Consider the following 26882-nt stretch of genomic DNA (forward strand, 5'->3'; position numbering starts at 1 on the left):
GAGGACTGCCGTGACCAGGATCGGCGTGCAGGCGATGATGCTGAAGGACGCGTTCGCCTCGGCGGGCGCCTTCGCGACGCTCCGGGAGGTCCGAGCGATCGGCTACCGGTCGGTGGAGATCTCGCAGATCCCGCTGACGGCGGCCACCGTGGCCGAGCTGCAGCGGGCGCGGGACGAGCTCGGTGTGGAGATCGCGGCGATCTCGGCGGGTCTGGCACCGGGGGACTCCCCGGGCGCCGCGCTCGAGGGCGGGCTCGCCGGGATCGTCTCCGACGCCCGCGCGCTCGGCACGCGCACGGTCCGGATCGGCATGCTGCCCGCCTCCGCGGCGGCCTCGCCGGCCGCTCTGCTCGATTTCGCCGACCGCTGCCAGGCCGCCGCGGCGAGGCTCCGCGACGACGGGCTGCGGCTGCTGCTCCACAACCACCACCACGAGTTCGCGCGGCACGGCGGCCGCCTCCTGCTCGACGTCGTCGCCGACCGGGCTCCGCTGCTGGGGCTCGAGCTCGACGTGCACTGGGTGCAGCGGGGCGGGCTCGATCCCGTGACGACGCTGCGCCGGTACGGGGAGCGCGTCGCCCTGGTGCACCTGAAGGACTACCGGGTCGGGCCGCCCGCCGACATGTCCGGCGGGTGGTCCGTGCACGCCTTCACCTCGAACGTGCAGTTCGCCGAGGTGGGGGAGGGAAACTCCGACTTCCCGGGGATCATCGGGACGAGCCTCGCGCTCGGCGTCGACCATCTCCTCGTCGAGCAGGACGAGCGCTACGGGCGGAGCGCGCTCGACTGCCTGCGGACCTCGCACGCGAACCTCGTCGCGATGGGCTTCTCGGACCTGTTCTGAGGAGCGGCCGAGGCTCCTCCCCAGGGATCGGAGCGGCCCGTTCTCCACCGCTCAGGGGCACGGGTCCCCGCTGCGCCGGGCGCGACGGCATGCTCGACCCGTCGACGGAGGAGGTGGTGGCGGTGGTCGTTCCGGACAGTGTGCTCGGCGTGACGGCGCTCGTCGCGCTGGTGCTGTCCGGGGTGCTCCACGCCTCCGTGCGGGTCTGGGCGGCGGGGTCCCGCTGGACGACCGCACGGTCTCCGCGCGCCTGTTCAGGGCGGTCCTGGTGATCATCGCGCTCGACACGGCGTACCTCGTCGTGGCCGGCGAGGAGCTCTTCGCATCCGGGCGCAGCCCCGGAGAAGAAGCAGCCGGATCCGCCGGGGTCCGCCTCCGCTCCGCGGAGCGGAGGACAATGGAGGGACCCCCAGCGAAGGAGACCACCGTGGATCAGCCGCGCATGAACGTCGAGTCGTTCAACCTCGACCACCGCACCGTCGCAGCGCCGTACGTGCGCCTCGCCGACGCGAAGACGCTGCCCGGAGGCGACCACCTCGTCAAGTACGACGTGCGCTTCACCCAGCCCAACCGCGGGCACCTCGAGATGCCCACCGTGCACTCGCTCGAGCACCTGTTCGCCGAGAAGTCCCGCAACCACTCCGACCGCGTGATCGACTTCTCGCCGATGGGCTGCCAGACCGGCTTCTACCTGCTCCTCTCGGGCGAGCCCGAGCTCTCCGAGGTGCTCGGCCTGGTCGAGGCGACGCTCCAGGACATCACCGAGGCCGACGAGGTCCCGGCCGCCAACGAGACCCAGTGCGGCTGGGGCGCCAACCACTCCCTCGAGGGGGCGCAGGAGGCGGCGCGCACGTTCCTCGCGCACCGCTCGGAGTGGGAGACGGTCACCGCGTGAGCACGGCGATCGTCCTGGTCGCGATGGACGAGGAGGCCGCGCCGTTCCTCGCCGCCGCGTCCAGCGCCTCCGAGCCGCGCGCCGTCGGCAACGCGCTGCAGTGGGAGCTCGAGCTCGACTCCCGCGCGGTGCTGCTCGTCCGCACCGGCATCGGCCTCGTCAACGCGGCCGGCGGTCTCACCGCAGCGATCCTGCAGGAGGGCGGCTCCCGGCCGCTCGTGGTGAGCGCGGGGACCGCCGGCGGCCTGGGCGCCGACGTCCGCGTGGGCGAGGTCGTGATCGGCGCCGAGTACGTGCAGACCGACGCCGATGCGCGGGCGTTCGGCTACGCGCTCGGGCAGGTCCCGGGGATGCCCGCCCGCTACTCCGGGGACGACGCGGCGCTCGCCGCGGAGCTCGAGCTGCTGGAGGGGCCGCCGGTGCGCCGCGGCCTGATCGTCTCGAGCGACGTCTTCGTCTCGAGCGCCCACGTGGACCGCGTGCGGAACGACTTCCCCGGCGCGCTCGCCACCGACATGGAATCCGTCGCCCTCGCGCAGACGGCGCACGTGCACGGGCTGCCGTTCGTCTCGGTCCGCGGGATCTCGGACCTCTGCGCCCCCGGCGAGTTCGAGGCGCACGTCGACGACGCGGCCGATCGCTCCGTCGCCGTGGTGCGGGCGCTGCTGCGCGGGCTCGGCGACCGGGACTGATGGACGGGCGGCCCTCCGCGACAGCGCGGAAGGGCCGCCCGGCGGTCAGTCGTTGCCGACGTGCTGGTCGCCGGCCTCCTGGGCCTTGTCGACCTGGCCGGCGAACTTCCCGCCGGTCGCGGAGTCGGCGGCGTCGCCCGCCTTGTCGAGTCCCTTGTCGGTCAGCTCCTCGCCCTTGTCGCTGTTCACGGCGTTCTTCGCCTTGTCCGCGAGTCCTCCGAGATCCACCATGGGGTCGTTCCTTCCGTCGATGAGCGCCCGTCGAGCAACGGGCCGCCGCCAGTCTCCGCCGCTCGGCGAGGATCTGCGCGGGGTTGCGTCTCACGGCCGCGCCGAGGACGATGCGCCTCCGGCCCGGCCCGTCAGCCCGCTGCGCCGAGCCCCGTCACCGCACCGGCGATCGCCGTCGTCTCCTCGCCGTCCGGCCAGCGCAGCCGCACGCCCGGCTCCGTGACGACGCTCCCCACCGCGGCCGTCGCGGTCCAGGGTGTGCCCATCCTCGACTCCCCCCGCCGGTCGGCGGTGATCATCGCGAAGCCGGGGAAGCAGCCGAGCCAGTCGGCGGTGCCGGCCGCCTCGGGGACGGGGACCGCCGCGAGGTCGATCACCGCTCCTCCTCCGCTGGCCTCGGCGAGCATGCCGACCGTCCCCACCAGCCCGGCCATGCTCACGTCCTTCGCCGCCCTCGGCCGCGCGAGTCCGACGGAGGCGGCCATCGCCCGGAGCTCCTCCGCGCGCCGGGACGACGTCGAGTCCCACTGGGCGCCCGCGAAGCCGGGCCGCCAGCCGCCGCCGAGGTCGGCCGTCAGCGAGAGCTCGTCGCCCGGAGCGGCCGCGCCCGGCACCGGCGCCGCGGTACGGCCGAGACCGGTGACGCTCAGGGCCGCCGGCACTCTGAGCTGGGTGTGCCCGCCGAGCACGGGGACGCCCCAGGCGGCGGAGGCGGCCCGCAGACCGCTCACGATGCGCGCGGCGGCGGCCGCGTCGCGAGCGCCGATCGCGTCCATCAGCCCGATGCCGGTCGCGCCCATCGCGGTGAGGTCGTTGACGTTGACCAGCACCGAGCACCACCCCGCCCACTCCGGGTGGCGCTCCACCATGGACGGGACGATCGCGTCGCAGACGGCGATCAGGTCGCTGCCCGGGACCGGTGCTCCGTCGTCGCCGACGAAGCCGGCCCCACCGAGGCCCCCCTCGGCCGCCAGCGGAGCCAGAAGGGCGCCGAGGGCCGCCTTGGCCGCGGTGGCCGCCCGGTCGAGCCGGTCGACCGGCCAGCGCATCCGGGCGTGCTCGACTCGGGCGACGGTGCTCGTGCCGATCCTCCGCCAGCCGAGCCGCCGGAACAGCACCTCGTTGCGCAGCTGCACCGAGGCCTCGAAGCGGAGCACCCCGCGCGCCTCCGCCTCCGCGCAGGCCGCGCGCACGAGGGCGGCACCGATCCCGGAGCCGCCCCGCGCCTCGCGCGCCACCACCAGGCGGCTGCCGGTCCACCAGCCCAGATCGCGTCCGCCGCCGACAGGCGCGATCCGGACCCCGCCGAGCACCGCGCCGTCCGGAGCCACCGCGACGAGCACCACCGAGCGCGGATCGTCGTCGGCGTCGTCGTGGTCGTCGCCCGCGAACAGCCCCTGCTCGGCGACGAAGACCTCGCGCCGCAGGGCCCGGTGCGCGGCGAGCTCGCGCTCCTCCGCCCGCACCACCGTGAACGCAGGCGCGACCCGAACACCCTCGAGGATCGAGAGCTCCACCATCAGGCGCCGGCCGTCTTCAGGACGCCGCAGGCCCCGCACGCCGCGCAGCCCGCACTCTGCCCGCTGCTCAGCATCCCGGCCTCGATCAGGAGCGCGGCGACCTCGGCGCTGACCCGCTCCAGCAGTGACCCGGCCGGCGGGAGCACGTGGTCGACCTCGGTCGCCAGGGTCCCGCGCAGCGGACGGAAGGGCACCACGAAGGGGTAGACCCCCATCCCGATCAGCTCGCGGGCGCTCGTGACCAGCTCGTCCGGGTCCTCGCCGAGGCCCACCAGGAGGTAGGTCGAGACCTGGTTGCGGCCGAAGATCCGCACTGCCTCGCGCCACGCCCAGCGGTACTCGTCCAGGCTGACCCGCGCCTTGCCCGGGGTCCAGCGCTGCCGCACCGCGTCGTCCATCGACTCCACGTGGATGCCGATCGAGACGGCGCCCGCGTCCTTCAGCGCCTGCAGCGCCGAGACGTCGGAGGGCGGCTCGCACTGCACCTGGATCGGCAGCCCGGGGACCGCCGCGAGCACCGCGCGGACGCAGCGCGCGAGGTGGGCCGCTCCGCGGTCGCGGCCCTTGGAGGTGCCGGTGGTCATCACCATCTGGCGCACGCCGTCGAGGCGGACCGCCGCCTCCGCGACCTCGGCGAGCTGGGCCGGGGTCTTGACCGCGATGGTCGCACCGGCTTCGAGCGAGGCCTCGATCGCGCAGAAGCGGCAGCGCTCCGCCTCGTCATAGCGCATGCAGGTCTGGACGACGGTGGTCGCGAGGATGTCACGGCCGTGCAGCCGGGCGATCTTCTCGTAGGAGACGCCGTCGGCGGTGTCGAGATCGTAGAAGCGCGGGCGGCGGACGGGAGTCACGTCCAGGCCGATGTCGGCGCCCTCGAGCAGGAGGCGGTTCCCGCTCACCACGTAGGGGCTGTCGGGGTTCACCGGGATCGCGGCGCCCAGGCCGCCGAGCATCACGTGCCCGTCGTCGCTCGGGCCGGCGCCGGCCTCGCGGTGCACCGGTGCCTCGACGCGGATGCCCTGCAGGGCGATGTCGACGCGAGTGCGGAGGGCGGAGGGGCCGGTGCGGCGGATCCCGGTCGAGTGCGCCCCGCCCGGGGAGTGCGCCCCGCCGACCGGGTGCGGGCCGGCGGCCGGGTGCGCCGCACCGGTTGCCGGCGGCGAGGACGCGGGGGAGGGACTGCGGAGATCGGTCACGAGGACTCCTTCGTGGCACCGCGGAGCGGGCCGGACGGGCCGCGCACAGCGGCGGCCGGGATGTCGGTGCGGTCGTCTCACCCCCCAGTCAAGGCGCCTCGTGTTTCGCCCTCGTGACGGGAGGAACGCGGTCTCGTTACGGATCCGCCGTCACGGGAGCTTCTTCCGGTGGAAACCACTCCGAAACATCCCGGCCGTTGACTGGACGCGTTCCACTCCGCACCACTGCTCCACCCCGGCGGACGTCGTCCCGCGTCGTCTCAGCGCATCCCGCCGGAGCCATGCACTCGCACGCCGCTTCGGCGGACCGACACCAGGAGGAACCATGTCCGTCTCCCAGGAGATCGAAGACCAGGTCAGCGCCAACATCGAGATGTCGCGCTCCGAGATCGCCCACCCGGCGCTCCCGAAGGGCAGCAACCTCTACGGCTCCACCAAGGTCTTCCCCGACTACCAGGCCGAGCCCGGGGAGTCGTACCTGACCCTCGTGCACGGCATCGCCCACGAGTCCTCGGTCAGCTTCGTCGCAGTGCTCCAGGCCACCCGCGCGGCGCGGAAGGGCTACGAGTCCGCGCTCTACTTCTACGGGCCCGGCACCATCAACGCGATGGCCACCCGCGGCTTCCCGACGGTCGGCGACTCCGGATTCCCCGGCGAGCAGAACCTCAACAACGCCATCGAGACCTTCATCCAGGAGGGGAACCGCGTCTTCGTCTGCCGGTTCGGCATGGCGCTCCACGGCCTCCGCGAGGAGGACCTGATCGAGGGCTGCATCCCCTGCCACCCGCTCGACGTGCAGGACGCGCTCATCCACTACGCCCGCAAGGGCGCGATCATCAACTCCACCTACAACCTGTAGGCGATCGCGATGACCCTCGTCGGATCGGTCGCGGCGAACTTCACCCGCGACCTGGATCAGAACTACGCGCTCATCGCCTCCCTGGCCGAGGAGGCCCGCGAGAGGGGAGTGCGCTTCCTGGTGCTCCCCGAGGCCGCGATCGGCGGCTACCTCTCCTCGCTCGGCAACCACGGCGACACGGTCGCCACCACCCGCCGCTCCCTCCCGCCGGCGGTGCGCCTGGACGGGCCGGAGCTGCGGCGGGTGCAGGAGATCGTCGGCGACCTGGTGGTGGCGATCGGCTTCTGCGAGCTCGACGACGACGGCGAGACCCGCTACAACGCGGCCGCGCTCCTGGACGGCGGGCAGGTCTACGGCAGCTACCGGAAGGTGCACCAGCCGCTGGGCGAGCACCTCTCGTACTCGCCGGGCCCGGGCTACGGCACCTTCGAGACGCCGGTCGGCCGGGTGGGCCTGCAGATCTGCTACGACAAGGCGTTCCCCGAGGCGGCGCGGTCGATGGCGCTGGACGGCGCCGAGATCATCGCCTCGCTCTCGGCGTGGCCGGCCGCTCGGACGGCGACGGCCGAGAACCTGCAGGAGGACCGCTGGACGTACCGGTTCAATCAGTTCGACATCGCCCGCGCCCTCGACAATCAGGTGTTCTGGCTCGCCTCGAACCAGTCGGGGACCTTCGGCTCGCTCCGCTACGTCGGGAACGCGAAGGTCGTCGATCCCGGCGGCAACGTGCTCGCGACGACGCTGCTCGGAGCAGGCATGGCCGTCGCCGACATCGACGTGCGCGGCGCCTTCGAGGCGATGCGCGGCGGGATGTTCCACCTGCGCGACCGGCGGCCCGACGCCTACGACATCGACCGGGTCTGGAACGGAGGACTCGTCCATGCCTGAGATGACCTTCCACGTCCGCTGGCCGGACGGCTCGGAGGAGCGCTGCTACTCGCCGAGCCTGGTCGTGCACGAGTTCCTCGGGACCGGGACCGCCTACTCGCTCGAGGACTTCGTCGCCCGTTCGAGTGAGGCGCTGCGCATCGCGTCGGACCGGGTGCGGGAGCGGTTCGGGTTCGCCTGCACCTCCGCGATGCAGCAGGAGTCCGACATCCTCCGCACGGCGCAGCGCTTCGAGGGCGGCACGGTCAGGGTGCTCGCGATGGAGCCGCCCGCTCCGGCCGGGCAGCGGGTGCGGCCGTGAGCGCCGCTATCGAGCCCGGGCGCCACGTCGAGGTCGCGGTGGTCGGAGGCGGGCAGGCCGGGCTCTCGATCAGCCGGCACCTGGTCGACGACGGCATCGAGCACGTCGTGCTCGAGCGCGCGACCATCGGCCACGACTGGATCGACCGCCGCTGGGACGCCTTCACCCTCGTCACGCCGAACTGGCAGTGCCGCCTCCCCGGGTACCCCTACGACGGGCCGGACCCGGACGGATTCATGACGCGCGACGAGGTGCACGCGTGGGTGCGCCGCTACGCGCAGAGCTTCGACGCCCCCGTGGTCGAGGGCGTGGAGGTGAGCCGGCTCCGCGAGCGCGCCGGGGGAGGTTTCGAGCTGATCACGAGCGCGGGCGCGATCACGGCCGACCAGGTCGTCGTGGCGACCGGCGGCTACCACCGCCCGGTCCTCCCCGCCGTCGCCGCGCGGCTGCCGTCGGACGTGCTGCAGCTCCACTCCGCCGACTACCGCTCGCCGGAGGCGCTCCCGCCCGGCGGCGTGCTCGTCGTCGGCTCCGGGCAGTCGGGCGCGCAGATCGCCGAGGACCTCTTCCTCGCCGGGCGCGAGGTCCACCTCGCCCTCGGCAGCGCGCCGCGGGTGGCGCGCTTCTACCGGGGCCGCGACTGCGTCGCCTGGCTCCAGGACATGGGCGTGTACGACGTGCCCGTCCACGCGCAGGTCGGCGGGCTCACCAAGCGGGAGTCGACCAACCACTACGTGACGGGGCGCGGGGGCGGGCGGGACATCGACCTGCGCGCCTTCGCCCGCGACGGGATGCACCTCTACGGCCGACTGGCCGGGGTGGAGGGGTCCCGGCTGCGCTTCGCCCCCACGGCGGAGGCGTCGCTCGACTACGCGGACTCGGTCGCGGAGTCGATCAAGGACGACATCGACCGCTACATCGCGGCGCACGGCATCGACGCTCCCGAGGAGGACCGCTGCCGTCCGGTCTGGCGGCCGGAGTCCGAGGCGACCGGGCTCGACCTCGCGCGCATCGGCAGCGTCGTCTGGGCGGTCGGGTTCCGCTCCGACTATCGCTGGGTCGAGATCGGCGTGTTCGACGGCGCCGGCCATCCCACCCACCAGCGCGGAGTGACGAGCGTGCCGGGCCTGTCGTTCCTCGGGCTGCCGTGGCTGCACACCTGGGGGTCCGGCCGCTTCGAGGCGATCGCCCGCGATGCGGGGCACCTGGCGGAGGAGGTCCGGCGAGTGCGCGAGGCGGGGCGCTTCGCTCGGGAGCGCGAGCCGGATCTCGCCGGATAGCCTCCTCGCATGACGGAGACGGTGATGGGTGCGGTCGCAGCGCACTTCGGTCGCGACATCGACCGCACCCTCGCCAAGCTCGCCGGCATCATCGCTCACGCCCGCGAGCGCTCGGTCGACCTGCTCGTGCTCCCGGACGCGACCCTCGGCGGCTACCTGCTCGACCTCCAGCACCCCGGGCCGGACCTGCCGCCGAGCCTCGAGCTCGATGGGCCGGAGGTCGCCCGCGTGGCCGAGCTGGCGGGCGATCTCACCGTGTGCTTCGGGATCGCGGAGCGCGCGCTCGAGGGCGGTCGCGAGGTCCGCTACGACACCGCGGTCTGCGTGCACGGCGGGCGCGTGATCGGCACGCACCGCAAGGTCCACCTGCCGCTGGGCGAGTCCGAGGCGTACCTGCCGGGTCGCGGCTTCGCCGCCTTCGACTCGCCGATCGGGAGGATGGGGATGCTGATCGACTTCGACAAGACCTTCCCGGAGTCCTCGCGCTCGCTGGCCCTCGACGGCGCGGAGGTGCTGGCCTGCCTCAGCGCGTGGCCCGCGAGCGTGACCGACCGCTCCGATCGGATCCGCAACGACCGCCAGGCCCACCTGTTCGATCTCTACGACTGCGCCCGCGCCGCCGAGAACCAGGTCTACCTCGTCTCCTCGAACCAGACCGGCGTGCTCGGCGGCCTGCGGTTCCTCGGGCAGGCGAAGGTCGTGGATCCGGCGGGAGAGATCATCGCGAAGACCTGGGCGAAGGGCGGGCTCGCGCTCGCCTCCGCTGACGTCGCCGGCTCCGTCGCCCGCGCCCGCCGCACGATGCACCACCTCCGCGACCGCGCGGAGCACGCCTACCGGAGCTGAGATGCGGATCTGCCTGCTGACCTACTCCACCCGGCCGCGCGGCGGGGTGGTGCACACCCTCGCCCTCGCCGAGGCGCTCGCGCGCGCCGGACACGACGTCACGGTGCGCACGCTCGCCCGGGGCGGCGACGACTCCTTCTTCCGCCCCGTCGATCCGTGCGTGACCGTGCGGGTGGTGCCCTTTCCGCACCGCGAGGGCGAGCCGGTCGGCGCCCGCATCGTCCGGTCCATCGCCGCGATGGCCGAGGCCCTGCGGGGCGAGGACGCCCCGGTCGTCCACGCGCAGGACTGCATCTCGGCCAACGCGGCGCTCGCCGCCGGACTCGCGCCGATCCGCACGATCCACCACCTGGACGACTTCACCACCCCGGAGCTGCGCGCCTGCCACGACCGCGCCGTCCGGCTCCCCCTGACCCGGCTGTGCGTGTCCGCTGCGGTCGCCGAGGAGGTGCGCGCCGGCTGGGGGCTGCTGCCCGACGTGATCCCGAACGGTGTCGACGCGGCGCGGTTCGCGGCCGCCGTCGACGATCCGCTGACCGGGGGGTGGCGGGCCGAGCTCGGCCCGTACCTCCTCGCCCTCGGCGGCATCGAGCCGCGGAAGGGCAGCATCGAGCTGCTCGAGGCGTGGGCTCTGCTGCGCGAGCGCGGCCACGACGTCGCGCTGGTGTTCGGCGGCGGCGAGACCCTGTTCGACTACCGCGAGTACCGGGCTGCCTTCGACCGGAGGGCGGCCGAGCTCGGGATCGCTCCGGTGATCCTCGGCACCGTTCCGGAGGAGAGGCTCGCTCCGCTCGTCGCCGGCGCCTCCGCGCTGGGCTTCGTCTCGGTGAAGGAGGGGTTCGGGCTGGCGGCGATGGAGGCGCTCGCCGCGGGGGTGCCGGTCGTGGCGCGGGAGCTGCCGGTGATCCACGAGGTGTTCGGGGACGCGGTCCGCTACGGGCGGGACCCCGCCTCCTTCGCCGACGCGCTGGAGGAGGCCCTGACGCTGCCCTCGCCGGACGGCCGGGCCCTGGCCGCCTCGCACTCCTGGGACGACGTCGCGGCCGCGCATCTGCGGTTCTACGAGCGGGTGCTCGACGGCTCGGTTCAGAGCTCAGGAGGAACTCCTCCGGACGGGCCGGGATCCGCGCGAGCAGGCGTGCCCGGATGACTCCGTCCTGCCGCCTGGACACGATCGGGCGCCGCCGGTGACCCGCCGGTCGATCTCGCGCATCGTCACCGGTCTCGCCGACGCCGATCCCGACCGGATCGTCGCCGTGGCCGACGAGGGCGCGCTGACGGCGGGGGAGCTCGACCGCGAGAGCACCCGCCTCGCCCGCGCCTACCGCGATCTCGGCGTCCGGACCGACGACCTCGTCACCGTCTCGCTCTCGAACTCGCTGGACGCGCTCGTCGTCTGCGCGGCGGTCTGGAAGGCGGGCGCCGTGCCGCAGCCGGTCTCGACCGGGCTGTCGGCGGCGGAGCGCGCCGAGGTGGAGCGGATCGCGCGGCCGGCGCTCGTCATCGGCGCGCCCTCCTCCTCCGCTGTCCCGTGGCGCGCGGGCGACTGGCGGCCCGGGCCGGAGGTGCCGGCCGGCTCGCTCGAGGACCGGTGGGCCTCGTCCTGGAAGGCGCCCACCTCCTCCGGCAGCACGGGGCGGCCGAAGGTGGTGCTGGCCGCGGGCCCGGCGCTGCTGGATCCGGACGCGCCGGTCGCGCCGTTCCTGCCGCGCGAGGGCGTGCAGCTGGTGAGCGGCCCGCTGATGCACTCGGCGACCTTCACCTACGCCTTCCGCGGGCTGATGACCGGGCAGCGCCTGGTGCTGCTGCCGCGGTTCGACGCCGCCCGGGTCCTCGCGGCGATCGAGGAGCACCGCGTCACCTGGACCCTGCTCGTCCCGACCACGATCCGCCGCCTGCTGGCTGCGCCCGAGCGGTCGGGGGCGGACGTGTCCTCGCTCGCGACGGTGCTGCACCTCGGAGCGCCCTGCGCGCCCGCCGACAAGCGGGCGCTGATCGGCTGGCTCGGCCCGGAGCGGGTGGTCGAGGTCTATGCGGGCAGCGAGTCGAACGGACTGACGATGATCACGGGCCGGGAGTGGCTGGAGCACCCGGGCAGTGTCGGACGGCCGATCAGCGGGACGACCCTGCGCATCCTGCGGGAGGACGGCACGGAGGCTCCGACCGGCGAGCTCGGCCGCATCTGGCTGCACCGCGGCGAGGCCCCCGCCTACCGCTACCTCGGCGCGGGCTCGCGGCGGACGGAGGAGGGCTGGGACACCCTCGGCGACGTCGGCCGCGTCGACGGGGACGGGTGGCTCTGGGTGGTCGACCGCGCCGACGATCTGATCCTCCGGGGCGGAGTGAGCGTCTGGCCGGCCGAGGTCGAGCGGGTGCTGGAGGCCCTGCCCGGAGTCCGCGGGGCGGTCGCCTTCGGCGTGCCGGACACGGAGCTGGGGCAGGCGGTGGAGGCGGTCGTCGACGTGGGCGACGCTGGCGTGGACCCGGCCGGTCTGCTCGCTCGGGCGAACGCCGAGCTGGGCGCTGAGCGGCGCCTCCGGGCCCTCCGGATCGTGCACGAGCCCGTTCGGAGCGACGCGGGCAAGGTCCGTCGCTCCGCGCTCGCCCCCGTGGCGCAGACGCTCGGGACCCACCGTTCCGCCGGCACCCCGGATGGGCCAGAGTAGGCCCTGCGCCCCCGCGCACCGACCCCAGGGAGACCCGATGAAGTACATGCTGATCATGCGCGCGACCGATGCGGCGAAGGAGGCCTACGCCTCGATCCCGTTCGACGAGATCATCACCCGGATGGGGCAGTACAACGAGGCGATGATCGAGGCGGGCGTGCTGCTCTCGGGCGACGGCCTGGCCGACGACGTCGCCTCCTCCGGCTTCGTGGTCGACTTCTCCTCCGAGCCGCCGACCGTCGTCGACGGCGCCTACGGCCCGACCGAGTCGCTCTTCAACGGCTTCTGGATCATCGGGGTCGACTCCAAGGAGCAGGCCCGCGAGTGGGCGCTGCGCTGCCCGCTGGTGCCCGGCAACCGCCTCGAAGTGCGCCGGATCACCGATGAGAGCGACTTCGCGGAGTTCGCCGACAACGAGTACGTGCAGAAGGAGGCCGGCTGGCGCGAGGACGAGGCGGCCCGCGCCTCCGGGGACTGACGCGGCGGCGGGCGTCACGCCTCCGTGACGACGCCCGCCTCGACGTGCCAGTGCCGCGTCAGCTGCACCGTCTCGAGCATCCGCCGGTCGTGGGTGACCAGCAGCAGGGTGCCCTCGTACGCCTCGAGCGCCTCCTCCAGCTGCTCGATGGCGACGAGGTCGAGGTGGTTGGTCGGCTCGTCGAGCACCAGGAGGTTCGTGCCGCGGGCCTGGAGGAGCGCCAGGGCGGCCCGCGTCCGCTCGCCCGGCGAGAGCTCGCCGACGCGGCGGCCGACGTGGTCGGCCTTCAGCCCGAACTTCGCCAGCAGCGTGCGGACCTCGGCGGTCGGCCACTCGGGCACCAGCGCCTCGAACGCGTCCGCGAGCGGCACCTCGGCGGCGAGCATCCCGCGGGCCTGATCGATCTCGCCGATCGCCACGCTCGCTCCGAGGGAGGCGCCGCCCTCCTCCGGCTCGGCGCGGCCGAGGAGGAGCGACAGCAGCGTCGACTTGCCGGCGCCGTTGGGCCCGGTGATGCCGATCCGGTCGCCCGCGTCGACCTGGAGCGACACCGGCCCGAGCGTGAAGGCGCCGCGGCGGGCGACCGCGCCGTTCAGTGTCGAGACGACCGAGCTCGAGCGCGGGGCGCTGCCGATCGTGAAGGCGAGCTGCCACTCCTTGCGCGGCTCCTCGACCTCCTCGAGCCGCGCGATCCGGCTCTCCATCTGGCGCACCTTCTGCGCCTGCTTCTCGCTCGACTCCGCCGAGGCCTTGCGGCGGATCTTGTCGTTGTCGGGGGCCTTCTTCATCGCGTTGCGCACGCCCTGGCTCGACCACTCCCGCTGGGTGCGGGCGCGGGAGACCAGGTCGGCCTTCTGCTCGGCGAAGTCCTCGTACTTCTCGCGGCGCTGGCGCCGCGCGGTCTCGCGCTCCTCCAGGAACGCGTCGTAGCCGCCTCCGTAGACCCGGTTGGTGCCCTGCGCGAGATCGAGCTCGAGCACGCGGGTGACGCTGCGGGCGAGGAACTCGCGATCGTGGCTCACGAGGACCGCGCCGCCGCGGAGTCCGCGGACGAAGGCCTCCAGGCGCTCCAGGCCGTCGAGGTCGAGGTCGTTGGTCGGCTCGTCGAGCAGCACCACGTCGAAGCGCGAGAGCAGCAGCGCCGCGAGGCCCACCCGCGCCGCCTGCCCGCCGGAGAGGGAGGTCATCGTCGAGGAGGCGGCCGCGGCTCCGAGCGACAGGCCCAGGTCGGCCAGGACGACCGGGGTGCGCTCGTCGAGGTCGGCCGCGCCGCTCGCGAGCCAGCGGTCGAGCGCGAGGGCGTAGCGGTCGGCGATCGAGCCGTCGGGATCGGGATCGGCCAGGGCGGAGGCGGCGGTGTCGAGCTCGGCGGAGGCCTCGGCGCAGCCGGTGCGGCGCGCGATGTAGCCGGCGACGGTCTCGCCCTCGCGGCGCTCGTGCTCCTGCGGCAGCCAGCCGACGAAGGCGTCGCCCGGCGCGAGCACGACGGAGCCCCCGAGCGGAGCCGTCTCGCCCGCGAGGATGCGCAGGAGCGTCGACTTGCCGGCTCCGTTCGCCCCCACGACGCCCACCACGTCCCCGGGGGCGACCGTCAGGTCGAGTCCGTCGAACAGGGTGCGGTGCGCATAGCCTCCGGAGAGGCCCTTGGCGACGAGGGTGGCGGTCACCGGTCCAGCGTAGGCGCGGGCGACTCGCTAGACGGCCTGGTGATCAGCCGGTCTAGGATGTGCGGATGAGCGACACGAGCCTGCGGAGCGGCGCCGGGTACTGGTACCCGGACGAGTCGTCCACCCGGCGTGCGGTCGAGGTGCTGAGCGCCATGCGCACGTACCGCGTCTCCGAGGTCTCCATGCGCCGCCGCACGCGCGAGCGGATGGCGATGGGCGAGACGGACCTGATCGCCATCCAGTACCTGCTCCGCCAGCAGCGCAAGGGCGAGCTGGTTACCGGCAAGGATCTGGCCTCGCACCTCTCCATCTCGTCCGCGTCGACCACGGTCCTCATCGACCGCCTGGTCCGCAGCGGCCACCTCGTGCGCAAGCCCAACCCGACCGACCGGCGCGGGATCGTCGTGGAGGCGACCGTCGACAGCGACGACGAGGTGCGCGCCACGCTCCAGGAGATGCACCGCCGGATGCTCGAGATCGCCGAGGACCTGGACGCCCCCGAGGCCGAGGTCGTCGTCAACTTCCTCCGCCGGATGAGCGCGGCCGTCGACGAGATCGACGCGGAGCACGGCGACGGGCACGATAAGGACGAAGCCGACCCGGCGGAACCCTCCGCGGCGAAATAGCTAGACTGACTAGTAATAAGCCGAGGGGCCTATAGTCTGGCGGCATGGGTCAATTCCTCTACGGCACTCCTCCTGCCGTCATCGAGATCGAGGACCGGACCCTGGCCCACCTCCAGATCGTGATCTACGCGAAGTTCCGCCGCGACGAGCGCTTCAGCCTCACCCTCGACTCGATGCCCGAGGGCGCGCGCGGCCGCCACTCCTTCTGGATGAACCCGAACATCGCCCTGCAGTTCCACTTCGCGGGGAGCCGGCAGCCGACGATCAACCCGACCTGGGTCGAGCTCCTGATGGACGCGGCGAACAGCGGCGGCGGGCTGCGCCTGCTCCCCGAGCCCCCGTCGTGACCCGGTCCCGGTGAGGCCGACCCGGCCCGGACGACCGCGGAGCTCCCTGCACGACGGTGGATCCGCAGCACCGGCCTCCTGCGACAGCGCACGTGCCCCCGGCCGCCCCGTCTCCTAGGGTGGAGCGGGCGCCGCGGGGCGCGCGGAGGGCGGGGGACATGCGCAGGACGGTCATCGGAGCGACGGCACTGGCCGGTGTGCTCGCGCTCGCGGGGTGCTCGGCGCCCGCTCCGGCTCCGACGGTCACGGTCACCGTGTTCGCCACGGCGACGCCGACTCCGGTGCCGGACCCGACCGTCACGGCGGCGCTCCCGCAAGCGACGGCCACGGTCTTCGCGCCGGTCCCCGAGGCGACGGTCACCTTCACGCCGAACGCGACACCGGACATCCCCGAGACCGCCTTCGCGGTCGACTACGGCGCGGTTCCCGGGGCGAACGGCGAGCCGACCCGCGACGGGGAGGGGGACATCGTGAGCTACACCGTGGTGCAGGGCGACACGTTCTTCGACATCGCGCAGCGCTTCGGGATCCCGGTGCAGCAGCTGCTCCGGATGAACCCGACGATCGCCGGAGCCGGCGAGGCGGTCTACATCAATGCAGTCATCAACCTCGACGCGAGCACGCTGGGCTGAGCGGAGCGGCGAGCCGCGGAGGCGGCCGCCCGGAGCGACCCGGCTACTGCGACTTCGGCAGGACGTGGAACGCGACGGCGAGCGATCCCGAGATCATCAGGATGCCGCCGACGAAGAGGAATCCGGCGATGTCGGGCAGCAGGAACGAGTTGCCGAGAACGAGGATCCCGCCGAGGAACAGCACGAACGAGAGGACGACGCCCAGACCAGTCATGCCCTCATCGTACGCAGGTCACGGGAGCAGGAGGTCCGCGAGCTCCTCGGCGCCGGACACCAGCGCGATCGTCCCGACCGCCTCGAGCGGCGATCCGTAGCCCCACTCGACCATGATCGTCGGCACGCCGTGGGCGGCGGCGCCCTGCACGTCGTGCTCGCGGTCGCCCACCATCACCGGCGCCGAGAGGTCGACGCCGAGCTCGCGGAGCCGGCGCAGCGCCTCCTCCACGACGTCGGCCTTGGCGCTGCGGACCTCGTCCTCGGAGGCGCCGCAGATCACCGTGAAGTACTGCGCCAGGCCGTAGTGCTCGAGGATGCGCGTGGCCGCCGACTCCGGCTTGGAGGTCGCGAGCGAGAGCGGCACGCCGGCCTCGGCGATGCGCGCGAGCACCTCGGGCAGCCCCGGGTAGACCGAGGAGTCGAACAGTCCGCCCGCGTTGTAGCGGCGGCGGTAGACCACGAGCGCCGCCTGCGCCTCCTCGACGGTCATCCCGCCGAGCTCGCGGAACGCCTCGAGCAGCGGAGGGCCGACGTAGGCCAGCAGCTCGGCCGGAGCGGGCACGGGGCGGCCCAGCTCGACGAAGGTCTCGACGAGGGTGCCGGTAATGCCGGGGGCCGAGTCGGTGATCGTGCCGTCGAGGTCGAACAGGATGCAGGACCAGGTGCCGGCTCGCGCGTCGAGGCCGGTGGCGGCGAGGGTCGTGTCGGACATGGCGGGCTCCTGACCTCGGAGGACGGGGTGACGCCGGCGCTGCCCCGCCGGGGGCCACACTCTACGGCCGTTCGGCGTCCAGAGCCCGTTCGACGAACGAACGGGTGACGACCTGGGCGATCGAGCCGGGGTCGAGCTGCACGGCGACGAAGTCGGCGGTGCGGATCAGCGCGAAGGCCTCGCGTCCGGGGAGGACCAGCATCTGCACCTGCGGATGCTGCTGCCGGGGGACCGCGGTGCGCACCTCGTCCGTGGAGGTGAACAGCGGCAGGACCTGCTCCCCGGTGGTCGTCGCGACGGTGCGGACGTGCGGCACGCCTCCGGGCTGGGAGCCCGTGACGTCGACCACGAGGGAGCCGTCGAGGCAGGCCTCGAGCAGCCGGTCGACGGCCTCGGCGGTGGGAGCGGCGACGAGCGCCTCCAGTGCTTCCCGAGCCTCCGCATTGCGGTACGGACCGGGTCGCGCCGGGCGTGCAGGGGGTCCGCCTCGTCGTGCCATGGCTCCACGCTAACGAAGACCGGGGCGTGATCGGAATCGCCGGGACCGGTTCCCGGGAATGCGCGCGATCGGTGTCCGGAATCGTTACGGCCGTCTGCGGACACCGTGTCCTCTATTCGACGGCTGGTGGCGAACAGCTCGATTCAGCCGTGATTGCCTCCGCTTATCCTGAACATTCCCCTCGACATGGCGCGAGAAAGGGACGAATGGCGCCATTCATGGCGCACTCGATTGTGAAAGGGGGTAATGTCTCTCCCGGTCCGGGTCGAGACAGTCCGGTCCCGCGAACTCCAGGAGGAAAAGTGGCCCAGAAGATCACGCTTGTCGACGATATCGACGGAACCCTTATCGATTCCGGTGACGGCGGTACCGTCCGCTTCAGCATCGAGGGCGCCAACTACGAGATCGATCTCGGCCCCGACAACATCGCCGAGCTCCACTCGGCGCTCGAGAAGTTCGTCTCGAGCGCCCGCCGCGTCGGCTCGCGCCCCGCGGCCGCCACGAGCGTCGCGACCGCCTCCAAGAGCGACCCCAAGCAGCTCAAGGCCATCCGCGAGTGGGCGAACGCCAACGGCCACCCCGTCTCCGACCGCGGACGCATCCCCTCCGAGGTCCAGGCGGCCTACCAGGCCGCCCACAAGTAGCGGCCGCCGGGCTCTCGGCCCGGTGAGACGCCGCATTCCCGGGCCTTGCGCCCGGTGAGCGGAAGGCCCCCGTGATCCGATCGCGGGGGCCTTCGCCGTGCCTGTCAGAACAGGCGGGTGTGGGAGTCGTCGGTGCCGCGCATGGCCTCGTAGTCGAGCACCACGCAACGGATTCCGCGGTCCTCGGCGAGAGTCCGCGCCTGCGGCTTGATCTCCTGAGCGGCGAAGACTCCCGTCACCGGGAAGAGGTGCGGATCGCGATTCATCAGCTCGAGATAGCGGGTGAGCTGCTCCACTCCGTCGATCTCGCCGCGGCGCTTGATCTCGACGGCGACGGCGGCTCCCGAGGAATCGCGGGCGAGGATGTCGACCGGGCCGATCGCGGTCATGTACTCGCGCCGGACGAGAGTGTGCCCCTCTCCGAGGAGGCCGATCTGCTCGGCGAGAAGGCGCTGGAGATGCGACTCCACTCCGTCCTTCACGAGTCCCGGATCGACGCCGAGCTCGTGCGCCGAATCGTGCAGCACCTCGTGGATGGAGACGACGAGAGCGTCGCCGGTCTTGCGGTGCGCGACGGTCCACTGCTGCGTCACTCCCGCGGTGCGCGCCTCCTCGTCGGGCTCGCCCGTGATCAGCGTGCAGGGCGGGCTCATCCAGTTCAGCGGCTTGTAGGAGCCGCCGTCGGAGTGGATGAGGACGCTCCCGTCGGCCTTGACGAGCAGGAGGCGGGTGGCGAGCGGGAGGTGGGCGCTGAGACGGCCGGTGTAGTCGACGGAGCAGCGCGCGATGACGAGACGCACCCGTCGAGGATAGACGGCACGGCTCCGGCGGGCTCCCGGCTCAGTGCGCGGCGACGGGAGGCCGGCGGCCGAGCGGAGGAGCGGGCGGCGGCACCGAGAGCGAGGCGCGCAGCGCGACCGCGAACTCGGCCGGCGCCTCCGCCCACGGGTGGTGGCCGCTCGACTCGATGACGGCCAGGCTCGCCTGCGGCAGGAGCGCGGTGAGCGCCTCCAGAGCGGCGACGCCCGTCACCGGATCGTCCTCGCCGCCGAGGACGACCGCGGGGCAGTCGAGGCGCTGCAGAGCGTCGCGGATCGCCGCGGTGTCGTCGGAGCCGGCGGGAGTCGTGTGACCGGCAGCCCGGTCGTCGATCCCGAGCCAGGCGGTGCCGGGGGCGATCAGGAGCAGGTGGGCGACGCGCTCGGGCGCGTCCACGGCGGCGAGCAGGACGGCGCGGCAGCCGGAGTCGTGCGCGGCGAGATCGAGCTCGTCGACGCCGAGGTGACGGCGCAGGTCCTCCACGTCGGCGGCCGTCGTGGCCGGGGGAGCGGGAGGCAGCTCCGCGGAGTCGCCCACTCCGCGCGGGTGCAGCACGAGGACGCGGCGCGTGCAGGCGATCGAGGCGAACGAGCCGAGGTAGGAGGGGTGGCGCTCCGGCTCACCGGGGACGACCACCAGGGGCCGCCCCTGACCGGCTCCGTGCTCGTCGACGTGGAGCAGGGCGCCGTCGCGCGCTCGGTACCGCATCCGCTCCCCCTCCACCGCCGTCCTGGGAAGCCTAGGGGGAGGCGCGCCGGGGCGCCCGGGCCGCACGGGGGCTTGCGGCGGCGGCGGTCAGCTCCGCCGGCTGCGGGCGGCGGGGGAGGCGAGCCCCGCCACGACCACCAGGGCCAGAACCAGGAAGAGGGCGTTCAGCAGGCCGTAGTGCTCGCCGAGGAAGCCGATCGCCGGCGGTCCGACCAGGAACGCGACGTAGCCGAGCATCGCCACCGCGCTGACACGGGCGGCCGAGTGCGGCCCCTCCGCCGCGGCCGACATGCCCACCGGGAAGCCGAGCGAGCAGCCCAGACCCCAGGCGACCGCGCCGACGACGACGAGCGCGTCGACCGGGGCGAGGATGAACAGCAGGATGCCGACGATCGCGAGCCCGGCGGAGGCGCGCAGCACCGGGACGCGGCCGAAGCGGTCGAGCACGGGTCCGCCGATCACGCGTCCGACCGTCATGGCGGCGACGAACACGCCGAACACGACGGCGGCGGTCGTCTTGTCGGTGCCGTGGCCGTCGACCATCGCCAGGGTCAGCCAGTCGTTCGCGGAGCCCTCGGCGAAGGCCATGCCCAGCATGATCAGGCCGATGAGGACGAGGCGGCCGTCGCGCCAGACGCCGAGGGAGGCGGCGACGCGCTCGCGGACCGGCGGCTTCACCGTGGTCGCCGCGCCGGAGGTGTCGAGCTCCTCGCGGACCGGGACGAAGCGGATCGCGATCACCGCGGTCACGGCGATCACCACGGCGATCGCGCCGAGGTGGACGGCGACGGGCACGGCCAGGGCGGAGGCGCCCGCGCCGATCAGCGCGCCGGCCACGGTGCCGAGGCTGAAGAAGGCGTGGAACAGCGGCAGGAGCGTCTTGCCGAAGGCCTTCTCGTTGGCCGCTCCCTCGACGTTCATCATCACGTCGACCGCTCCGTTGCCGAAGCCGAGCATCGCCATGCCGGCGAAGGCCGCGGGGAGGACGCCGATGACGTCGGCCGAGACGCCCAGCACCGCGAGGCCCGCCGCCGAGACGGTGAGGCCGAGCGCCATGCCGCGCCGGGCGCCGATCGCGCCCATGACCGGCGTCGAGAACGCGAGTCCGACGATCGCGCCGATCGACATCGAGAGGATCAGCAGGCCCACTCCGGCGGTCGAGAGCTGGAGCTCGTCGCGGATGGCGGGGGTGCGCGAGACCCAGGTGGCGATCGAGATCCCGCTGAGGACGAAGATCGTGAAGACGGCGTTGCGCCAGGCGACCAGCTGCGGGCGCGTGAGCGCGGACGTCGAGGTCATGGCGGTTCTCCTGGTGCGGGCGGGATCCGGGCATCGGATCGAGAGGCACGGTCGAATCGATTCGAAGCGAGCCGGTCTAAGCTATCCGGAACCCCGGGGACGGTCAACCGACGACGAGCGCGCCGCCCCCACGAGGAGGAACGTGGAACCCCGCAAGAGCCCCCGGCCGACGCTCGCCCGCGTCGCGAGCCGGGCCGGAGTGTCCCCCTCCACCGCCTCGCTGGTCTTCAGCGGCTCCGGCCCCGTCTCGGAGGCCACGAAGGAGCGGGTGCTGCGCGCGGCGTCCGAGCTCGACTACGCCGGCCCCGACCCGCGGGCGCGCTCGCTCCGCCGCGGCCGCTCGGGGATCGTGGGGGTCGTCGTGGACGAGCGGATGCTGCACGCGTTCCGCGACCCGATCAAGATCGCCATGCTCGACGGGATCGCCGACGTGCTCGGCGGGGTCGACGCCGGGATCCTGCTGCTCACCGAGACCGGCGACGGCGCAGGCCTGCTGGCGACGGCCCCGGTCGACGCGATGATCCTGGTCGGCTGCAGCCCGTCGGTCGACGACTCCGTCGCCGTGCTGCGCCGCCGGGGGGTGCCGGTCGTCGTGGTCGAGGGCCTCTCGGAGCTGGGCGGCGCCGTGATCTCGCTCGACAACCGCGAGGCCAGCCGCACCCTCGCGGAGCACCTGCGCGAGCTCGGCCACGAGCGGGTCGCGGTGGTCGCGCTCCCGTTCGCGAAGGACCGCCGCCGCGGCGCGATCCCGCCCGGCTGGCGCTCGAGCCCCAGCATCACTCCGGTCGACCGCCTCCTCGGCGTGCAGGACGTCTTCCCGGAGGCGTCGGTCGTCGCCGCCGCGGCGAGCTCCGTCGACGAGGGCGTCGCCGCGGGCCGCACGCTGCTCGAGGGGGCGGAGCCGCCGACCGCGGTCGTCGCGCAGAGCGATCTGCTGGCCGCGGGCGTGATCCTCGCGGCGGAGGAGCGCGGGCTGCGCGTGCCCGAGGACCTCTCGGTGGTCGGCTTCGACGGCGTGCAGGTGCCCGGTCTCGCGGCCGAGTACGACCTCACGACGATGGCCCAGCCCGCGGTCGAGAAGGGCCGTGCGGCGGGACGGGCCGCGGTCGCGCTCCTGGCCGACGAGGAGGCGGAGGCGGTCTGCTTCCACGCCGTCTTCCACCGCGGGAACACCAGCGCTCCGCCGCGCTGACCGGAGTTGTCCACAGGCTTCTCCACAGGGGAGGAGCGCGATCAGCGGAGCCAGACGTCGCTGCGGACCCGGAGCCCGAGGGTGACCGCGCGGGCGCCGAGGAAGCCGACGGCGAAGGCCAGCCAGAGCGCGAGGAGGCGCCATTCGGCGGGCGCGGCGGGGGCGAGCAGGGCGAGCGGGACGAAGACGGCGAGGTTCGCGAGGCCGCTGAGCGCCAGGTAGCGGCCGTCGCCGGCGCCGATCAGCACGCCGTCGAGCACGAAGACGTAGCCGCCGAGCGGAGCGGTGAGGCCCACGACGGCGATCGCCGCGGGCAGCAGCCGCAGCACCTCCGGGTCGCTCGAGAAGACGTACGGCAGGACACCGCTCAGACCGGTGACCAGCGCTCCGAGCACTACTCCTGCACCGATTCCCCAGGTCACACAGCGTTTCGTGACGGCTCGGGCCTGCTCGGCGTCGCCCGCGCCGAGGAGGCGGCCCAGCAGCGCCTGCGCGGCGATCGCCACCGCGTCGAGGGCGAAGGCGACCGTCGAGAACAGCGTCATCGCCACCTGGAAGGCGCCCAGCTCCTCCGCCCCGAGCGAGGTGGCGGTCGCGACCGCGAGCAGGATCGCCGCGCGGAGGCTCGCTGTGCGCAGCAGCATCCAGCCGCCGGATCCCGCGGAGGAGGCCAGGCCCGCGAGGTGCGGCCGCAGCGGCGCGCCGACCCTCCGGGCGAGCCGCAGCGCGACTCCCGCGTAGGCCGCGAGCATGGCCCACTGCGCGATCACCGTCCCCAGTGCGGAGCCGGTTATCCCCAGGCCGGCCGGGTAGATCAGCACGGCGTTGAGAGCGGCGTTGAGGGCGAATCCGCCGGCGGCGATCACCAGCGGAGTGCGGGTGTCCTGGAAGCCGCGGAGGAGCCCGGTGAGCGCGAAGACGCCGAGCATGGCGGGGATCCCGGCCATGCTCACCGCTAGGTACCGCACGCCCGCCTCGGCCACCGCCGGTTCCGCGCCGAAGAGCGCCACGACGGCCGGAGCGGTGAGCGCGCCCACCACGGCGATGCCGGCGCCGAGGAGCAGGGCCAGCCAGCCGCCGTCGATCCCGGCCGCCACGGCCCTCCGCTCGTCGCCCTCGCCGAGGGCCCGGCCGACCCGCGGAGTGGTGCTGTACGCGAGGAAGACCATCAGGCCGACGACCGTCTGCAGCACCGTGCCGCCCAGCGCGAGCCCGGCGAGCGGGACGGCGCCGAGGTGGCCGACCAGGGCGGAGTCGGTGAGCAGGAACAGCGGCTCGGCGACCAGCGAGCCCAGCGCCGGGACGGCGAGCCGGAGGATGCTGCGGTCGAGGGCTGAGGTCACCGCTCGACGCTAGCGGCTGCCGGAGCTCCGGGACGGGCGTACCGTGGGCGGGATGCAGCGCTTCGGGATCGGGCTGGCGGCCGTGGGCCGGCCGGCGTACATCACGGCAGGGCGCGACGACGACCTCGGCCCCGCGGCCGAGCGGAGCGTCGACGCGCTGCGCGAGCGCACGCACCTGCTGCTCGACGCGGCGTGGGACGCCGGCGTCCGCTTCCTCGACGCCGCGCGCTCCTACGGGCGGGCGGAGGAGTTCCTCGGCGGCTGGCTCGCCCGGCACCCCGAGCGGCGGGCGGCGCTCACGATCGAGTCGAAGTGGGGCTACGAGTACGTCGGCGGGTGGGCGATGGACGCGCCGGTGCACGAGCGCAAGGAGCACTCGGTCGCGATGCTCGACCGCCAGTGGCCGCTCACGCTCGACGCGCTCGGCTCGGCGCCCGACTCCTACCTCGTCCACTCGATCACTCCCGAGAGCCCGGCCCTCACCGACCGCCCGCTGCTGGACCGCCTCCGCGGCCTCGCCGGCTCCGGAGTGCGGGTCGGCCTCTCGACGAGCGGACCCGAGCAGGCGCGCGTGATCGAGCTCGCCCGCGCGATCCCGGAGTCGCCGTTCAGCGCGGTCCAGAGCACCTGGAACCCGCTCGAGCAGTCCGCGGGCCGGGCGCTCGCCGCCGCGCACGACGACGGCTGGCTGGTGGTGGTCAAGGAGGCCCTCGCCAACGGGAGGCTCGTGGCGCACCCGATCGAGCACGCCGGCGCCGCGCCGGACGCCGTCGCCCTGGGGGCCGTCCTCGCGCAGCCCTGGGCCGACGTCGTGCTGAGCGGCGCGGCGACTCCGGAGCAGCTGCGGGCCAACCTGCGCGCGCAGCCCCGGGAGCTCCCGGACCTCCCGGCACTCGCCGTGGATCCGGCCCGCTACTGGGCCGAGCGCTCCGCTCTCGACTGGACCTGAGAGCACTCGAACGAAGTGAGGCGTGCGCTCCGGCGCCGCACGGAATAGCGTTCCTCTCAGCGCCCCGTCTGCCCTCTCTGCGAGGGCTGGCGCGCGGATCGGCCCTCGTGATATCCCCCGAGGGGATCCGCCCCGGCCCGCCACCCCTCTTCGAGTGCGGGCGAATCGAGCTTCCGGTTCTCAGGCGATCCGCAGGTTACGGGCGGGGCGACGGCAGTGCCAGAGGAAGCGGGGCGCGCGGGCTTAACGGGGGGTGACGCATCGGCGGGCTATTGCCGGGGAGGCCGGACGGCCGTGGTCCGAGGGGTCGATCCGGATGGCGCACTCGAGGAGCTCGGCGCTCCTCCACAGGGCGCGGATCAGCGCGGGCATCCCCGGGAACGATCGTCACGATCCCGAGCCCTCAGGACTCGGAGCCCCGCCGCACGCGGAGCCGCGTCTCCTCGAGGTCGAGCAGCGACTGGGCGTCGCGGAGGATGCGCTGCGGGTAGGCGCGGCGCGAGCGCGCGTCCAGCAGCGCCTCCCGCTCGGCCGCGACCACGGCGAGGCGCAGCGCTCGGTAGAGGCGGTGCGGAGTGTCCGCGACCGACCTCTCCGTGCCGCGCGAGCGCTCCCAGGCGGCCTCGGAGCGGAGGAACGACGTCTGCCGCACCCGCTCCAGGACGTCCGGAGCGACGCCGTCGGCACCCTCGACGGCGTCGCCCGGGCGTTCCAGCACCGAGAGGCCCTTCTCGGTGATCTCGTCGAGCAGGCCCGCGAGCGCGCGCTGGTCCTCGGGCACGTCGATCCCGCGGATGCCCAGCGCCCGGATCAGCAGCGGCAGCGTGCTGCCCTGGATCAGCAGGGTCGCGACGGCCACGGTGAAGGCGATCAGCACGAGCTGCGGACGGTACGGGATGTCCTCGGGCAGCGACTGCGCGGCCGCGAGGGTCACCACTCCGCGCATCCCGGACCAGCCGAGCACCAGACCGCCGCGCCAGCCGATGCCGTTGCGGCTGAAGTGCCGGTAGTCGCTGCGCCGCAGCAGGTAGCGCCGCTTCGCCCGGCCGCGCTCCTCCTTCGGCAGCTCCTGCGCCTCGGGCGACTCGAGCAGCTCCTTCTGCTCGCGGGCCCGGCGCTCGGCCCGGCGGGTCTGCCAGCGCTCGCCGAGGAGGACCGGCCCGACCCAGAGGAAGCGCACGACGATCAGCCCGACCACCGCGATCAGCCCGATCCCGACCGCTCCGGGCACGGAGAGGCGCGCGCTGTCGGCGTCGTGGATCAGCGAGCGGATCTCGAGACCGATCAGCAGGAACACGCCGTTCTCGAGCAGGAACTGCACGGTCCGCCAGTTGATCCGGTCGTTCACCCGCGACTGGGCGGTGAAAGCGCGGGAGGAGGCGTGCCCGGTGTGCAGGCCGGCGACGACCACGGCGAGCACGCCCGAGGCGCCCAGGCCCTCGGCGGGGATGAACGCGACGAAGGGGACGATGAAGGAGAGGACGGTGTTGAGCACCGGGTCCTCGAGCCGCGAGCGGACGAAGACGGTGACGACGCTGGCCACGAACCCGACCACGACGGCCACGACGACCGCGTAGAGGAAGTCGCCGATCGCGGCCCACGGCGTCGCGAGCGTCCCCGCGGCGGCGGCGAGGGCCGAGCGGAGGAGGACCAGCGCGGTCGCGTCGTTGATCAGCCCCTCGCCCTCGAGCAGGGTGAGCAGACGCGGCGGGAGGCCGAGGCGCCGGCCGACCGAGGTCGCGGCGACGGCGTCGGGCGGGCTGATGATCGCGCCCACGGCGACCGCCAGGCCCAGCCCGAGCTCGGGGAGGAGGAGGAAGAGGAGCGCGCCGACGCCGGCCGCCGAGATCAGCACCAGCACGACCGACAGGCCGGTGATGGTGGTCAGGTTCCGGCGGAAGTCGATGAACGGGACGCTGAGCGCCGCCGCGTACAGCAGTGGCGGCAGCACGCCGTCGAGCACCCACTCGTGCGGGACGACCACCTCCGGCACCCCGGGGACGTACGAGAGGCCGACGCCGGCGAGCACGAGGACGATCGGGGCGGCGACGCCGAGGCGCCGCGAGAAGACGGCGACCGCGACGAGGACCGAGACGCCGACGATCGCGGCGATGCCCAGCTCCATCAGCGGAGGCTCTCGAGGGCGCAGAAGGGCATGGTCTCGTCTCCAGGGGGTGGCGGGCGATCGCCCGGGACGAGTCTGCGCCTCTCGGCGGATGCGGGGCAGGGGGTTGCGAGCACCCGGCGTCCCGCGCCGGGGTCAGCCGTCGTCGCGAGCGGCGCGGCGGTCGAGCAGGCGGGCGAGCGCGAGGAGGAGCGCCATGGCGCCGAGCGCCGCGACGGCCAGGGCGAGCGCGGCGCCGGGCTCGAGCGTGATCCCGCGCTCGACGACCTGCGCGCGCAGCACCGGGTCGGCCGAGACGACGAGCAGGCCGATCGAGGCGGCGGCGAGGACGAGTCCGTAGAGGACGGCGCCGACGCGGATCCGCGTCGGCGCCGTCCTCTACGGACTCGTCCTCGCCGCCGCCTCGAT

Annotated in this window: 30 protein-coding genes; 17 read left to right on the forward strand and 13 right to left on the reverse strand. The window is 73.8% G+C overall.

The window, feature by feature from the left end; all coding sequences use genetic code 11:
- The first annotated feature begins 10 nt into the window (after positions 1-10).
- The 3 genes from C5C54_RS13285 (at position 11) to mtnN (ending at position 2431) form a co-directional block, all read left to right on the forward strand.
- Complete coding sequence (locus tag C5C54_RS13285) at positions 11-844, forward strand: sugar phosphate isomerase/epimerase (RefSeq protein WP_258063330.1); 834 nt, start codon at positions 11-13, stop codon at positions 842-844.
- A gap of 397 nt (positions 845-1241) precedes the next feature.
- The gene (locus tag C5C54_RS13295) at positions 1242-1739 is read left to right on the forward strand and encodes an S-ribosylhomocysteine lyase (protein WP_308470742.1); all 498 of its coding nucleotides are present in this window, start codon (positions 1242-1244) and stop codon (positions 1737-1739) included.
- The gene (gene mtnN / locus C5C54_RS13300; protein ID WP_258063331.1) at positions 1736-2431 is read left to right on the forward strand and encodes a 5'-methylthioadenosine/S-adenosylhomocysteine nucleosidase; all 696 of its coding nucleotides are present in this window, start codon (positions 1736-1738) and stop codon (positions 2429-2431) included. Before C5C54_RS13295 ends, mtnN begins: the two co-directional genes overlap by 4 nt.
- Before the next feature lie 45 nt (positions 2432-2476).
- Here mtnN and C5C54_RS13305 read toward each other — a convergent pair whose 3' ends face one another.
- The 3 genes from C5C54_RS13305 to C5C54_RS13315 all read right to left on the reverse strand — a co-directional run bounded on the left by C5C54_RS13305 (position 2477) and on the right by C5C54_RS13315 (position 5378).
- Positions 2477-2662 (reverse strand): antitoxin, encoded by a 186-nt coding sequence (locus C5C54_RS13305; RefSeq protein ID WP_104222638.1) that lies wholly within the window; start codon positions 2660-2662, stop codon positions 2477-2479.
- Positions 2663-2793: 131 nt separating this feature from the next.
- Positions 2794-4182, reverse strand: a complete 1389-nt coding sequence (locus C5C54_RS13310) for an MSMEG_0567/sll0787 family protein (RefSeq protein WP_104288520.1) — start codon at positions 4180-4182, stop codon at positions 2794-2796.
- Entirely contained in the window at positions 4182-5378 is a 1197-nt protein-coding gene (locus C5C54_RS13315) for an MSMEG_0568 family radical SAM protein (protein ID WP_258059779.1), read from the reverse strand. The genes C5C54_RS13310 and C5C54_RS13315 overlap by 1 nt, the downstream gene beginning before the upstream one ends.
- Before the next feature lie 325 nt (positions 5379-5703).
- Here C5C54_RS13315 and C5C54_RS13320 point away from each other — a divergent pair, with 325 nt between their 5' ends.
- From C5C54_RS13320 to C5C54_RS13355, 8 genes are read left to right on the forward strand one after another with little or no spacing between them, the layout of a single operon-like run.
- On the forward strand, positions 5704-6237 hold the full coding sequence (locus C5C54_RS13320) for an MSMEG_0572/Sll0783 family nitrogen starvation response protein (protein WP_104222636.1): 534 nt from the start codon (positions 5704-5706) through the stop codon (positions 6235-6237).
- Between the two features lie 9 nt (positions 6238-6246).
- A complete protein-coding gene (locus C5C54_RS13325; RefSeq protein ID WP_104222635.1) occupies positions 6247-7125 on the forward strand; it encodes a carbon-nitrogen hydrolase family protein in 879 nt (292 codons plus the stop codon).
- Complete coding sequence (locus C5C54_RS13330) at positions 7118-7426, forward strand: MSMEG_0570 family nitrogen starvation response protein (RefSeq protein ID WP_104222634.1); 309 nt, start codon at positions 7118-7120, stop codon at positions 7424-7426. The genes C5C54_RS13325 and C5C54_RS13330 overlap by 8 nt, the downstream gene beginning before the upstream one ends.
- On the forward strand, positions 7423-8706 hold the full coding sequence (locus tag C5C54_RS13335; protein WP_219812201.1) for an MSMEG_0569 family flavin-dependent oxidoreductase: 1284 nt from the start codon (positions 7423-7425) through the stop codon (positions 8704-8706). Before C5C54_RS13330 ends, C5C54_RS13335 begins: the two co-directional genes overlap by 4 nt.
- 9 nt (positions 8707-8715) lie before the next feature.
- Positions 8716-9552, forward strand: a complete 837-nt coding sequence (locus tag C5C54_RS13340) for a carbon-nitrogen hydrolase family protein (protein ID WP_104222633.1) — start codon at positions 8716-8718, stop codon at positions 9550-9552.
- 1 nt (position 9553) lies between these two features.
- Complete coding sequence (locus tag C5C54_RS13345) at positions 9554-10702, forward strand: MSMEG_0565 family glycosyltransferase (RefSeq protein WP_104222632.1); 1149 nt, start codon at positions 9554-9556, stop codon at positions 10700-10702.
- 37 nt (positions 10703-10739) lie between these two features.
- Positions 10740-12218, forward strand: a complete 1479-nt coding sequence (locus C5C54_RS13350; protein WP_104288521.1) for an AMP-binding protein — start codon at positions 10740-10742, stop codon at positions 12216-12218.
- Positions 12219-12255: 37 nt separating this feature from the next.
- Positions 12256-12696 carry a YciI family protein gene (locus tag C5C54_RS13355; protein ID WP_104222630.1) on the forward strand — a complete coding sequence of 147 codons (441 nt, stop codon included), beginning with the start codon at positions 12256-12258 and terminating at the stop codon, positions 12694-12696.
- A gap of 14 nt (positions 12697-12710) precedes the next feature.
- Here C5C54_RS13355 and C5C54_RS13360 read toward each other — a convergent pair whose 3' ends face one another.
- Positions 12711-14363 (reverse strand): ABC-F family ATP-binding cassette domain-containing protein, encoded by a 1653-nt coding sequence (locus C5C54_RS13360; RefSeq protein WP_104288522.1) that lies wholly within the window; start codon positions 14361-14363, stop codon positions 12711-12713.
- A gap of 65 nt (positions 14364-14428) precedes the next feature.
- On the opposite strand from C5C54_RS13360, the gene C5C54_RS13365 reads away from it, so the two are divergent.
- The 3 genes from C5C54_RS13365 (at position 14429) to C5C54_RS13375 (ending at position 15968) form a co-directional block, all read left to right on the forward strand.
- Positions 14429-14989 (forward strand): MarR family winged helix-turn-helix transcriptional regulator, encoded by a 561-nt coding sequence (locus C5C54_RS13365; RefSeq protein ID WP_104288523.1) that lies wholly within the window; start codon positions 14429-14431, stop codon positions 14987-14989.
- Positions 14990-15033: 44 nt separating this feature from the next.
- Positions 15034-15336, forward strand: a complete 303-nt coding sequence (locus tag C5C54_RS13370; protein ID WP_104225758.1) for an ATP-dependent DNA ligase — start codon at positions 15034-15036, stop codon at positions 15334-15336.
- 158 nt (positions 15337-15494) lie between these two features.
- Entirely contained in the window at positions 15495-15968 is a 474-nt protein-coding gene (locus C5C54_RS13375; protein WP_104288524.1) for a LysM domain-containing protein, read from the forward strand.
- Between the two features lie 43 nt (positions 15969-16011).
- Here the strand turns inward: C5C54_RS13375 and C5C54_RS18015 are convergent, their stop codons facing one another.
- The 3 genes from C5C54_RS18015 to C5C54_RS13385 form a co-directional block, all read right to left on the reverse strand.
- Positions 16012-16182 (reverse strand): hypothetical protein, encoded by a 171-nt coding sequence (locus C5C54_RS18015; RefSeq protein WP_159911733.1) that lies wholly within the window; start codon positions 16180-16182, stop codon positions 16012-16014.
- Positions 16183-16200: 18 nt separating this feature from the next.
- Positions 16201-16896, reverse strand: a complete 696-nt coding sequence (locus C5C54_RS13380; protein ID WP_104222626.1) for an HAD hydrolase-like protein — start codon at positions 16894-16896, stop codon at positions 16201-16203.
- Positions 16897-16957: 61 nt separating this feature from the next.
- On the reverse strand, positions 16958-17395 hold the full coding sequence (locus C5C54_RS13385) for an SseB family protein (protein WP_104262595.1): 438 nt from the start codon (positions 17393-17395) through the stop codon (positions 16958-16960).
- 302 nt (positions 17396-17697) lie between these two features.
- On the opposite strand from C5C54_RS13385, the gene C5C54_RS13390 reads away from it, so the two are divergent.
- Positions 17698-18039, forward strand: a complete 342-nt coding sequence (locus C5C54_RS13390; RefSeq protein WP_104222624.1) for an Lsr2 family protein — start codon at positions 17698-17700, stop codon at positions 18037-18039.
- 104 nt (positions 18040-18143) lie between these two features.
- Here the strand turns inward: C5C54_RS13390 and nucS are convergent, their stop codons facing one another.
- The 3 genes from nucS to C5C54_RS13405 all read right to left on the reverse strand — a co-directional run bounded on the left by nucS (position 18144) and on the right by C5C54_RS13405 (position 20865).
- Positions 18144-18839: an endonuclease NucS gene (nucS, locus tag C5C54_RS13395; protein WP_104247564.1), complete on the reverse strand. Its 696-nt coding sequence runs from the start codon at positions 18837-18839 to the stop codon at positions 18144-18146.
- Positions 18840-18879: 40 nt separating this feature from the next.
- Positions 18880-19566, reverse strand: coding sequence for an alpha/beta fold hydrolase (locus C5C54_RS13400; RefSeq protein ID WP_104268838.1), 687 nt, complete (start codon positions 19564-19566; stop codon positions 18880-18882).
- Between the two features lie 87 nt (positions 19567-19653).
- On the reverse strand, positions 19654-20865 hold the full coding sequence (locus C5C54_RS13405) for an MFS transporter (protein WP_104225755.1): 1212 nt from the start codon (positions 20863-20865) through the stop codon (positions 19654-19656).
- A gap of 142 nt (positions 20866-21007) precedes the next feature.
- Between C5C54_RS13405 and C5C54_RS13410 the strand changes: the two genes are divergently transcribed.
- Positions 21008-22057, forward strand: coding sequence for a LacI family DNA-binding transcriptional regulator (locus C5C54_RS13410; RefSeq protein WP_258059316.1), 1050 nt, complete (start codon positions 21008-21010; stop codon positions 22055-22057).
- A gap of 41 nt (positions 22058-22098) precedes the next feature.
- On the opposite strand, the gene C5C54_RS13415 is transcribed toward C5C54_RS13410, so the two are convergent.
- Complete coding sequence (locus C5C54_RS13415) at positions 22099-23400, reverse strand: MATE family efflux transporter (RefSeq protein WP_104288525.1); 1302 nt, start codon at positions 23398-23400, stop codon at positions 22099-22101.
- A gap of 52 nt (positions 23401-23452) precedes the next feature.
- Between C5C54_RS13415 and C5C54_RS13420 the strand changes: the two genes are divergently transcribed.
- On the forward strand, positions 23453-24349 hold the full coding sequence (locus tag C5C54_RS13420; protein ID WP_104225753.1) for an aldo/keto reductase: 897 nt from the start codon (positions 23453-23455) through the stop codon (positions 24347-24349).
- 403 nt (positions 24350-24752) lie between these two features.
- Here C5C54_RS13420 and C5C54_RS13425 read toward each other — a convergent pair whose 3' ends face one another.
- Together C5C54_RS13425 and C5C54_RS18020 are read right to left on the reverse strand one after the other, a co-directional pair.
- Positions 24753-26474, reverse strand: coding sequence for a sodium:proton antiporter (locus tag C5C54_RS13425; RefSeq protein ID WP_104288526.1), 1722 nt, complete (start codon positions 26472-26474; stop codon positions 24753-24755).
- 135 nt (positions 26475-26609) lie between these two features.
- Positions 26610-26756: a hypothetical protein gene (locus tag C5C54_RS18020; protein WP_181125774.1), complete on the reverse strand. Its 147-nt coding sequence runs from the start codon at positions 26754-26756 to the stop codon at positions 26610-26612.
- Between the last annotated feature and the right edge of the window lie 126 nt (positions 26757-26882).

This window comes from Rathayibacter sp. AY1F2 (assembly GCF_002930885.1).
GTDB lineage: Bacteria > Actinomycetota > Actinomycetes > Actinomycetales > Microbacteriaceae > Rathayibacter.